The 11997-nt window shown below is 42.1% G+C and carries 7 protein-coding genes; all 7 read right to left on the bottom strand.

From position 1 onward, the window contains the following. Positions 1-1926, bottom strand: a 1926-nt coding sequence (locus tag AC1DWN_RS17870; protein WP_477560261.1) for a DUF5696 domain-containing protein, incomplete at its 3' end; no start/stop codon positions are given. Between the two features lie 12 nt (positions 1927-1938). Further along, entirely contained in the window at positions 1939-4038 is a 2100-nt protein-coding gene (locus tag AC1DWN_RS17865; protein WP_477560260.1) for a YIP1 family protein, read from the bottom strand. 21 nt (positions 4039-4059) lie between these two features. Next, positions 4060-4932 carry a carbohydrate ABC transporter permease gene (locus tag AC1DWN_RS17860; protein ID WP_477560259.1) on the bottom strand — a complete coding sequence of 291 codons (873 nt, stop codon included), beginning with the start codon at positions 4930-4932 and terminating at the stop codon, positions 4060-4062. 5 nt (positions 4933-4937) lie between these two features. After that, positions 4938-5912, bottom strand: coding sequence for a carbohydrate ABC transporter permease (locus AC1DWN_RS17855; protein ID WP_477560258.1), 975 nt, complete (start codon positions 5910-5912; stop codon positions 4938-4940). Between the two features lie 18 nt (positions 5913-5930). Further along, a complete protein-coding gene (locus tag AC1DWN_RS17850) occupies positions 5931-8846 on the bottom strand; it encodes an extracellular solute-binding protein (RefSeq protein ID WP_477560257.1) in 2916 nt (971 codons plus the stop codon). A gap of 76 nt (positions 8847-8922) precedes the next feature. Further along, complete coding sequence (locus AC1DWN_RS17845; RefSeq protein ID WP_477560256.1) at positions 8923-10242, bottom strand: ABC transporter substrate-binding protein; 1320 nt, start codon at positions 10240-10242, stop codon at positions 8923-8925. A gap of 381 nt (positions 10243-10623) precedes the next feature. Continuing rightward, positions 10624-11997: response regulator (locus tag AC1DWN_RS17840; protein WP_477560255.1), on the bottom strand; the 1374-nt coding region annotated here is incomplete at its 5' end.

Here is an 11997-nt window from a genome sequence, read left to right as displayed (position 1 = left end):
GTTTAAGTCCTCTCCCATGTCACGTAAAGAAACTCCACCTATATCGTATTTCTCATAATCCTTCAAAAAGCCCTTTACGACACCACTCATTTTACTTGGAGAAAGTAAATAATACAGCCCAAATTGAGAATTCGTTGATACCATATCTTTACCCAAGCCAAACTTTTCTTTCCAATCATAGAAACGCGTAGCATCTCTCGAAGGTTTAAAGCCCTTTCCATTGTCGTATACCCGATTAAAAGCAACATCTGGATACAATTCGACATTCTTTTCCTCAACATAGTTCAATAACTTCTCAAACTGTTTCTTGCCTCCAAGAACTTTATCTAGTTTGATTGATTTCGGGAAATAATGCTGAACGCCCTTGTTAAACCATCCTGAATATTTAAGCTGAATGTCGGATATGTCTCGTTGTTGCAATAAGTCTAGTATTTCCATTGCCTGTGAATAGGTTGTCACCGCTTCAACAGATTGATACGGAATACCGAGAAAGTTTTTGCGGACGGGAATCGAGCCGATCAGATCCAGAACGAATGGCGTATCACTACCACTTGTTTGACGAGTCAGATTGTATTTACTGATCAGATAGTCTCTATAATAATTAGCCATCCCCATATAATCTGCCGCACTATTCGCTAAAAATCCATAGCGAATCTGAATGCCATCATCATACATCTCTGAGAATTTGGGAATTGCTTTCCTAACTGATCCTGCTCCAAATGTGACGAATTCCATGTCCTTCATTTGGAACTTGGCACCTACACGATTGTAACTATTCAGCTTTCCGCTCGTATCCGCAGTGATTGTTCCCTGTCCGTCCCCTTGTTCAATAACGGCAAACATAGCGGAGTTATCATGCTTTATGCCGAACACCGGAAATCTTGAAATCTGTGTAGGCTGTACTAGAGTCTCCCTCTTAAAGGGCGTCTGGTCCATACCATAAAGCGGAACTTCATAGGCACGTGCTGCTTTATTATCGCTGTTCAAATTAATGAGTGCTCCTGAACCATCCGGTACAAATATATACCCTTCTTGGTTTTGATCAGCCGCTCCGAAAAATGGCAGCAATTGCAAGGTGTGAAGTTGGAACGACTCCGTATCCTTAACCTCTTCTGTTGGAATTCGAACGACGAGATTATCACCATCTAGCTGATACGTAATAGGTATTGTAAAATTGGGTGCGGCATTTACTACCGCTTCTCCACCATCTGCTAACTCGTTATCCTCTTGCGCATCTTCGGCTGTATAGCCAATGGAATCTAGAATCGCAACAACGTCTTTTACGATATAATCTTGCATTTTTTTTCGTTCATACTGCTGCTTCTCTTCATTGAAAAAAAAGCGAGTACGAAGTTTATTTCTAACCTTTTCATCTTCAATCTTGTTCAAAATTCGTTCTTCAAACCGTTCCTTCGTAACTGCTGCTGGAATGGAGCTTAGCCCTTTCTCCGAGCTTCCGATTTCATAACTAATTTTGACACCATTATCAATGAGAGAAATTTCAAATTGATTTTTCTTAATGCTCTCATCGAAATTGTTAATAAAGGATTCATGCCCTTTATCGTTGATGTACGAGATAATCATTTGCGAAGCCAGGTTCGTTTTGTTCATACCCGAAGCAATCGCGTCTTTATCATTATCAATTGGGTTTGTCGTCCATATTTCACCGTTACGCTTCTCCCTCACACTGACCGCGGTCGTCTTCTTATCCAGTAAAAGCTCAAGATGCTCATTCTCAGCAATCATGCTTATGCCATCGGGAAGAGTCTTTACGGAAGAAACGGTCACTTCAAGGTTATCTTTGTTCACCTGCTGACCATTGACAGCAGCCTCAGTCTGGCTACGAAATAGAGTCTCATTTAGAGATACTGCTGCRATAAGACAGCATACTATCATGATCGTCAGCCGTTTTTTTATCTTACTCATGCACGTACCTCCTCACGCTCTTGCCCTAATTTCTGTAATGATTGAAATAACGAATGAAATGACCTGCTGTAGCAAGCTGAAGCATAGAATACAAAGGAAAACAATAAATATCATCACAATAACAGTGAGGAATAGTGTTAAAATTGTTTTGAAAATAGAGTATTGATGAACAGTCATCAAGCCAACAAACAACAGGAATAGTGTCCAAGCAATAGCAATCGAATCAATTAGATAATAGAAAGCTGCTTCTTCTTTCGTAATCATATTACTGAATATGATTTGCGGGAGATACAAAATGACAAGCGGCAGTAGTGAATAACCGACAGCCATAATAATTTCTTTAAACTTTCCTTCTCCATCCATAAGTGTTGTAAGTGACCAGTTGGCCACACAAAACAATACAAACGGCAGCACGATATACATAAGCTCATCAATGCTATTCAGGGTTGACAACCTGTTGGTATTGACAACGAATCCAGAGAATTGGCGCTTCAGAATCATCGTTACGATGAGTGCGCCTACAATGAACAGCGCAATCTTCACTCTGCCCTTCTGCTCAAACTTCATCTCATAGAAGCCGTTAAACGGTCTCAATATCGTATAGAATGGAGCTTTTAAAATACCCGTTTCTACAAAATAAAGCTTCGGTTTTCTTCTAGCCCAGTACATACGGCCCGCAACAAATAGTACAACTGCGGAAATTAAGATCATCATTATCGTTCCGAAATGATTCCATACAAATTCCTTTCGATAACGTTTGAACGCCTCGGAATAATATTTACGGTTATTTCCATGTTCGAAATACTCCATGGCCAGCTTAGTTTCGTCCTTTTTGAGAGCCGCTTTCCCCATACTAATATAAGCAATATCGAAGTTAGCGTTCAGTTGAAGTACTTGTCTCCAAGCCGTTTCCGCTTCTTCTACCTTACCCGCATAATGAGCTTTTACAGCTTCTCGAATCAGCTGTCCATAGCGTGTCGGTGCAAAAAATGTCAACCGATTCATCTCATTATCTAGTACGGCTACTTTCTCTCCAACCATCGAAAACCCAACTGCTTTTTGGAAATTGTCCGACTGCGTTCCGATTCCTCCGAATTGATAGAGGAGATTGCCATCATGATCATAAGTAAAGATACGATTACGTGTCGCATCCAAACCGCTGTACATCCCGCTTTCATCAGAAAGGACATCAATGAATCTAGAGCTACCTCTAAACCTTGTGCTAGTTACTATGTCTGTGAAAGTAAGTAGCCCAATGTCACCCTTCGGATTAAAATATCCTTCTCGGCGCAATATGTCATCCCCACCAGGGTTGAAGCGTTTGATCGGTGTATCCGAATTGGCCTCAGCGGATATGGCGTAAATAAAACCACGATCATCGACATCGATATTGCTGAATTCAACAGGCAGGAATAATTCCATTTTCTCTGACTGCTGCTTGGTTGAAAATTGCTTCCAAAATCTATCAATTGGACTAAATTTAACTTTATTCACTCCAACATATCCTTTAAAGTTACCTTCAAAGTCAAGCTCCATAATCCCATCGAAAGCACCCTGTGCGATTACGTAGATCCTATCAAACTTATCGACATTTACTTTCARAGGGAAATATTGAAAATCCTTTCGAATGATGCTGGAAGTAGGAGTTCCGAATGATTCGATGAACTCACCTTCATTGGTAAGTTTAACAATCCGGTTGTTGTACGTATCCGCCACATAAATAATATGGTCAGGACTTACAAATACACCATTGGGCTTGTTGAATACTTCCTTCTTCCCGCCATTGTCAAAGCCATCTATCGTACGAATAAGCTGACCATTCTCATCTAAAGAAACGATGCGGTTGTTTCCCGTGTCAGCAATGTAAATCCGACGATCATCGGCAACGAATAAATCCTGCGGAACATTAAAATTACCAATTCCAAGTTCTGAACCGTACACATGCTTTTCAGCCAAATAAGGGTACGGTGCTGGCTCTGCCTGTTTCCAGTATGAATAGTTATATCCATAATCAGGAAGGGAATAAACCGGAACAGCATGAGCCGGAACAGCGAAGCCGATCATGAAGCTCATAAGGATAAGAAATGATGCAATGCCCCTTATGGACGCCAATTGCGCTCCCCCCTTTCTCTATTAATCTTTCAGGCCTGATGTAGACATCGTCTGCATAACGCTACTTTGCGTCAGTATAAAGATCGAAACCGGCACAATCATCATAAGTAATGAAACAGCAGCCATCGCACCAGAACGAGCAAATCCTCCGGCCAAAATTTGGCTAAGCGCATAATCCATTGTTTTCAATTGCTCACTATACACATAGGACTGCCCTCCGCCGCCCGACCACAAGGCTTGAAAGGCAAAAATGATCAGCGTAAGCCATGCAGGCTTAACTATTGGCATAACAATCGTCCAAAAGATACGATACTCACTCGCGCCGTCTATCTTTGCAGCTTCAATTAAAGCATCGGGAATCTGCTCCATAAATTGCTTCATTAGAAACAAGCCAAGTGACGTTGCGAGTGCTGGGAATATAAGCGCCCAGTATGAATCCAATAGTCCAAGCCAAGAAATCGTTAAATAGTTGGGAATTGCTGTCACCTGACCAGCGAACATCAAGGACAAGACAACAATTGTAAATAGGACTTTGCCACCTGGAAGCTTCAGCTTGGCCAGCGGGTAAGCCGCCATAGATGCCAAGATAACATGCCCAACCGTTCCGACTACAGCAATAAATATAGTGTTAAATGCATAGCGCGATATCGGTACCCAAGCATTAGAAAAAATAAGGGTTAAGTCATAAAAGTTATCAAGCGTTGGAGAGCGCACAATAAATGTTGGTGGAAATAGGAACATTTCATCCAATGGCTTCAATGCAGTGCTAATCATGTAAACGAAAGGCACTGCCATGAAAGAACCCATTGCTGCTAAGAAAACAAATAAAGCTAGATCAACAGGAAGGGACCGATTGAGCTTCTTCTCTCGACGCAAACTAAATCGAATATTCATGCTCTCTAATCACCAACCTTTCGAAGCAACTTCTGCACGAGCAAGTTAGATCCAAGCATAACACCGAATAATACGGTTGCGATGGCACTAGCGTAACCCATCTCGAAACGAATCGTACCGAAATCGACTAGATGTGTTACTATCGTATGTCCCGCATACTGTGGACTTGGGAACCCGACAAGGGACGTTGCCACATTAGCAACTGCAAATGAAGAAGTAATTTGCATAACCGCACCAAACATCAGCATCGGACGAAGTGATGGTAGTGTTATAAACCAAAGCTCCTGCCAGCGATTTCTTATTCCATCAATTGCTCCAGCTTCAATTAGTGTCATATCCATGCCCTGCAATCCAGCTATAAAAGCAAGGAAGGCTGTGCCCAAACTTAACCAAAGCTGAACTAGTATAATAATCGCCAGCATATATTTGGGATTTGAAAGCCATTGTATCGGCGCCATTATAAATCCCCATTTCATCAGGAAAGCATTGACATAGCCGAATGAATCGCCTGAGAAGGCAACCTGCCATATTAAAAAGACGTTTCCTGAGATGGAAGGTGCATAGAATAGCAACGTAATAACTGCCCGAATTCTAGGCGACAATTCGTTGATGAGCCATGCAAGAAAGAAACATAGGATATAGCTGATCGGTCCGGTAACAGCTGCGAATAATAACGTATTTTTCAAAGCGATTAGAAACACTTCATCCTTAACGAACAAGGTTGCATAATTATCCCAACCAACCCAGCTTGGCGCTTCAAGTACATTAAAATCCGTGAAGCTAAGTCCGAAAGCCATAAGGACTGGGAAGGCGGTGAAGATAAAGAAGAGAATGAAATATGGCGCAAGGAGCAAATAGCCGTGCCGTTTCTTGATCATCTCACTCCGCAGATAATTAAGCTGTTTTCGCCTCTCGCTGAGCGGCTTAGGTAATTTGTCTGGGACCTGCAATATAATGCTTGCTTGATTTGGGTCGGACAATGCAACCGCCCCCTTTCTCTAGTTTGGCAAGCCGAACTCTTTGCGTTTTTTCGTAATTTCCTCATTAATAAATCGGGTGTAATTGTCTATGGCTTCACGTGGGTCACCCTTAGAAACAACAACGTTACGGAACGCATTATCAAGATGACGTCCTGTGAAATATCCGCCTGCAATTTGAGGGACTCCCTTAACCCATTGCCACTGCTCCATTAAAACTTTGTATTGCTTAACTTGCCAAGGAATACGAGCCACGGCCTCTAGATTAGCTGTCGCAGTACGTCCAGCAGTACCAAGAACTGCTTCAATTTCCAGACCATACTTCGCTTGCACATCTGTACTGGTCCACCAATCCATAAAGGACCAAGCCTCCGCTTTATGCTTACTATCCTTTAGCATTACAATACCCGTTCCACCGCCAGGCACTTCTCGGTGTATCGTTCCATCCGGTCCTTCAAGTCCTGGAACAATAGCTAAATCCCACAGCCCTTTCAGCTCCGGCGCTACGACGTCCATCATATTGAATTCTGAGTAGCCAGCTATTGCAATTGGCATCTCACCACTCCGGAAACGGTTGACGAAGTCTGTCGTGACCGGCAGCTTATAAGTCGTATATAATTCCGCCCAATCCATAAACGCTTTGATTGATATCTCGGAATCTAAGGCGCTAGCTTTGTCGCCATCGCGATACACCTCACCACCGTTCTGATACAGCAACGTGCCATAAGTTGCGTTAAGACCCATACCTCCGGCAGTCGCACCTGCTGCAACAAGAGGGAAACCGAATAATAAATTTTGTTTCTGAAGCTCAGGAATCATCTCGAAGACGTCATCCCAGGTTTGTGGTATGGCTAAATTCAACTCATTAAGAATATCCTTGCGATAAAATAAAACCGGAAAAGTCTGATCGACCGGCAGAGCAAAGGTTCCCCCATTAAACTGAAAGGGTACCAACGCGCTTTCGTGGAAACGCTGCGTCACCTGGTCAAACCCTGGATACTTTGACAAATCTTCCACTGCATTACGCAAAGCGTAATTGACTGGCTTATCATCTGCAACCGAGAATGAAACATCTGGTCCACGTCCCGCCAGCATTGCTTGCATCAAAACGCCTTCATTAACAACCTTGATATCAACTGCAACTCCAGTTTCTGGTGTAAACGATTCATCAATTAACCTCTTTAAAATCTTTGCCTGGTCCATTCCGTGTGTAATCCAAACTTCAACGGATTTCTGACCTTCCTTCGACGCTCCGAGTGAATTGTAGTCGGTAAAGAAAGAAGCGAAGAATGAGCCCACTTCATGCTTCATTCTTTTGAATGCATTCGCTTTAGGATTAGGCATTTTCTTATCAGGAGAAGCAACAACGATATAATCCACCGATAATGGCATATTGTTCAAGGTATAGATCCATTCCCCTAACGAGCCAGTGTTCGATTTGAATGTTCCCAATCGGCGTGCAATCGTATTAGGATCATTCACCATCTCCTGCAGTTGATAAATGAGCCGTGTTAAGGAAGCCGTACGATCACCTGCGCCTCCAGACAATTGCTTTACTTGGGCGACAATAGCGTTCAATACTTCTATTTGTTCTTTAAATACATCAAGTAGCTCAGGAATTTTCTTGTCAAGCTGATAATCCCGATTTCCATCAGGAACCGTTCCGGTGACCATAATAATGCGCCGGTAAATACGATTCAGATCCAGTACGCTGGACTCTACCGTTCGCAACAAAACTGCCATTTCACCGAGTGAAGCTTCAAGCTTGATCTCATGCTTACCTTTGGTCAAATAAATTTGGTATGGGATTTCCCCGTCACCAATCTCGTTCATTTGCCAGCCAGTTGAGAAACCAAAAGGAATCTCCTTAGCCTCATTAAATGGAATCTTGCCGTCAACATACAACTTACGGTAAGAAATTATACCTCTTTTAAAGCTTTGCAAATATTTAATACCGATATTATAAAGTCCGTCCTCTGGCACTTCTACGTCCCAAGTCATCCATTGTCCCGCTTTCGCMCAGTTGACACCCCCAATTGTATTGAGGCGGATTTTGGAAACGTGATAAGGTTCGACAGCCGGACTGCTGCGGTCCATCATCGGATAAAGAACTTGCGCTGACTTCAAAGTTGCCTTTTCCCCTTGAATCTTGAGCATAAAATCCGACGCGTCTTTATAGCCCTTAGCTTCGTATTCAGCGACAACTGCTTCGTAATCTTTCGCTTGTTCAACTTGATTCAGCTTTATTGACTTTACCAGCATCTTTTCCTTCATGGAAACTAAGGTGATGGTATGCTTTCCTGGTGTAAAGTGATACAAATAGGGATCATTATGACGACCATCTGCGCTTTTAGTATAAGTTTCCTGCCACATAGGAAATTCAACCTGTTTAACATGCGTGTCATTGCCACGCTCATCTACTCCAGCTTCCCCATCGCTCGTCCACACTCTCGTGAACACCATGTTTTTACTCTCAGCAAAAGGTAAAGCTCCATCAATCAGCAATTCCCGTTCAATATCCGCGCCCTTACCTTCAAGCGGATAATAAAGTACTGCAATATTATAGAAACCTTCTTCCGATACATTAAAATCCCATGAAATAGTTCCTACTTCATCCGTTTCAACCGCACTGCCGGTCATTCCCCCAATGTCTTTAACGACATTCGCTTCCATGTCTACAACATTAGAATAATCTTCTCCTGGAATAAGGATCTCTTGATCAGGTCTAGAAGCATTCTTATGTTTGATTAAATATTGATCATATCCATCCTCAGCCTTACTACCAAGCATCTCATCAGAGATTACATTAGAAGCTTTTGAGGCTGCCTTTACTGTGGACTTGTCATCCGCTTGAAAGCCCTGGGGCAGGATAGACACAGCACATAAAGACACTAAAAGTACCACCTTGACTATTCCATATTTATTGACATAGGCCACATGGAATCCCCCTTCCCGCCTAAGAGCAGCACCCCAATATCAATTGGGGTGCTACAGCGTTTTATGCAACCAGAATTTATTTCTTCAATGTTACATCAATTGCAGCCTGAGCTAGCGGTTTAATTCTAGCAAGTTCACTTGCAGGAGTACCTGTTCCTGCCATGATGTTCTTAATTGCTTCACCGTAATAGCCTTGGAATCCTTCGTAAGCGTAGTACTGCATTACAGTACCATTACCAAGCATTTGACGAAGAGTGTTCAAGCCTTCTTCATTTCTAAAGTTAGCTTCTTCTCCACGAATTACGCTGTCAGCAGCTTTTTCTGGGTCTCTTTCATAAAGCTCTTTCCAAACCGTCATAACAGCTTTAGGGTTTTCTACATCAGCCATCATATGCCACATGTTAACAGTGATAGGCACTACATACTCAGTAGCTTTAGGTCCTTTTGGAAAGAATACATAGCCCCAGTCATCAGCCATAGAGCCGTTGAAATCAAGAGCAGCCCATCGAGCTCCAGACATAAATAGTGCTGTACCTTTGCCAAAATCTCCACCGATAACTTTATGAACATTGTATAGATCAGATACATACTGAATAGCTTCTAAAGATTCCGGTGAGTCAAAAGTGATTTTGTCATCCTTCGTTACAGCTCCGCCATTGGAATAAATGAACGAGTTTGCTGCCATGGTAGCATCACCACCGTAAGGTGCAAATCCGAAATTATCATCCTTCGTAGCAGCTTTAGTCAACTCTAGGAACTTATCCCAAGTCCACTCGCCCTTTTCTTGTAATACATATGGGTCGTCTACGCCTAATTTTTCAATCATCGTTTTGTTATAGTAAAGACCATAACCGTTGTTATCCTTGTCGGTGAAGCTGTATTGCTTACCGTCGTACTTACCAGCCTTGAGCATCATTGCATTCCAGTTAGGGTCTGTTAAATCCGCTATGTCATCAATAGCGCGAATGTAACCCTCAGAAGCCAACTTAGGAAGCGCCCATTCCGTCGGAATCATAACAACGTCAGCAAAAGGCGTCCCAGCAACGGATGTTGTAATGATTCTGGATACAAGCTCGTCAATAGGAACCGTTACATACTCAATTTTAACATTGTACTTCTCTTCTGCTTTTTTCTGCTTTTCTTTCTCTTCCTCGTTCAAATAGTTTTCCATTCCCCACCATTGACCGATGCGGATCGTTCCGCCTTTGAAGTCGATCTTCTCGTCTACTGGTGCAGTTGAAGGTGGCGCTTCAGTTGCTGTCTCTTCGGCTGTCTCAGTTGTAGGAGCCGGTGTTGGCTMATCCTTAGGCGCATTGGAACCGGAATTTTTCGAGCACCCAGTAAATACCGTAAACAATGCAATAACCAGCATAAACGTTAATAACTTTCGCTTCATTCTTCTTTCCCCCTTGATATCATTTTTTGGATACATTCCTTACCAAAATCAAATGAATGATCGCCTAATGTATAAGTATTGGAGCAACGTTTGAAAGCGATTACATTCAGTTATAATACTAATTATAAGAGATTGGTTTAAAGCGAGGTATCTGTACAAATTCATACTTTTTCTACATAAAAGACTTACACTATAGGGTCCAACAAATTTCATAATAATTAACGATAGATAATCTAAAAATTTTACATACTACTACACAGTGGACAGGTATACCCTCTAATAAAAGAAACACCCCATCCGTTAGAAACGAATTGGGGTGTCCGTATGATTTCAATTTTCACATTGTATTTTTCTTCTGCTGCGGAAAACCGAATAGATGTACTACGCGAGCTTCATCTCCGCACGGAACCTTGATGGTGTGATACCAACAACTTTTTTGAAAATTTTTGTGAAGTAGAAATAATCCTGATATCCCGCCTTTTCTGCAATTTCACCCACCATTAAATTAGTATTGCCAAGCAGCTTGCAGGCATAGGTAATGCGTAATTTGGCGATATATGCTGTAAACGTCTCACCTACTTCCTTCTTAAATAATTGACTGATATAACTAGGGTTTGTGTAAAACTTGAGTGATAAGCTCTGTATCGTTATATCTTGAATGTAGTTTTGATTCACATAGTTCAGAATAGCTCTAAAGGTTTCATTGCAAATCTCTTGTGAGACGTATTCGGTCGCTTCAAGAATATATCTGCTTACAATTTGACGTAAATAATGTATCATTTCAGATAGGGAGCCAAAAGAAGCAAGTAGCAGCTCGTTGCTATATAACATCTTATCGGACAGCTCTGTTCCAAACTGGTACATGAATGAAAGTACGATATTATAAAGCTGGAGCGCATGGCTCATAGTCAGACTGCCTTCTCCGAACAGGACAAGTACTTGATCAAAAGCAACATTCGCAGCAGCTATATCACCGATTCGAATAGCATCATCAATACTCTTCAGCATTTCGTTAAAAGGCTCGCGTATCGGATTTTTTTTGCGAAATATCGCTGCTTTTCCAGTAATAAAGTAATGATCAGCTAATGAATTCGCGATTTCAACCGATTCCTTTAGCTTCTCCATTTCTGTTATTTTCTCACTTACGCCAATTCCACGGATTCGATCAGGCATCCCCTTGCTTATCTCATGAATTGTTGCCTCCAATTGAGCCCATGCCACGAGATACAGAGACTTTGATCTTCCGATCTTAACCTGCAAATACTTCTTTGAAGCCTGTACTGACTCATTACCGATAGTAGAACAGACGATTAGGCCAACTCCATCTTTAAAGCCATCCATTATTCCATATTGTTCGAGCTTGTGTGTAAGCTTATCGCGATTCGTTTCGTTTGGTTCTTCCAAAAATAATTGAAGCGGATTCTCAGCTGCCTCATGTTGTGCTTCATTATTTTTCTTAAACTTGCTTAGGATTGATATAATATCCTGTTCATCGAACGGCTTAAGGCAGTACGCAAGCGCGCCATAAGAGAGCGCCTTCTGCGCATAGGCAAATTCTGCATAGCCGCTTACGACAATAAATTGCGATTTGTGCGGAAGCTCGCGTCCTTTTTTGATTAGCTCCAGACCATTCATACCTGGCATACGGATATCGGTGAATACAATATCGGGAAGTATAGCTTCAATCATTGTCAGCGCTTCTGCCCCGTTATGAGCCATTCCTACAACCTCAAACCCATAAGCACGCCAATCAAC

This window comes from Paenibacillus sp. P4_A7 (assembly GCF_056402455.1).
The sequence above is the reverse complement of the archived record's forward strand: the minus strand, read 5'-3'. Positions and strand labels throughout refer to the sequence as shown.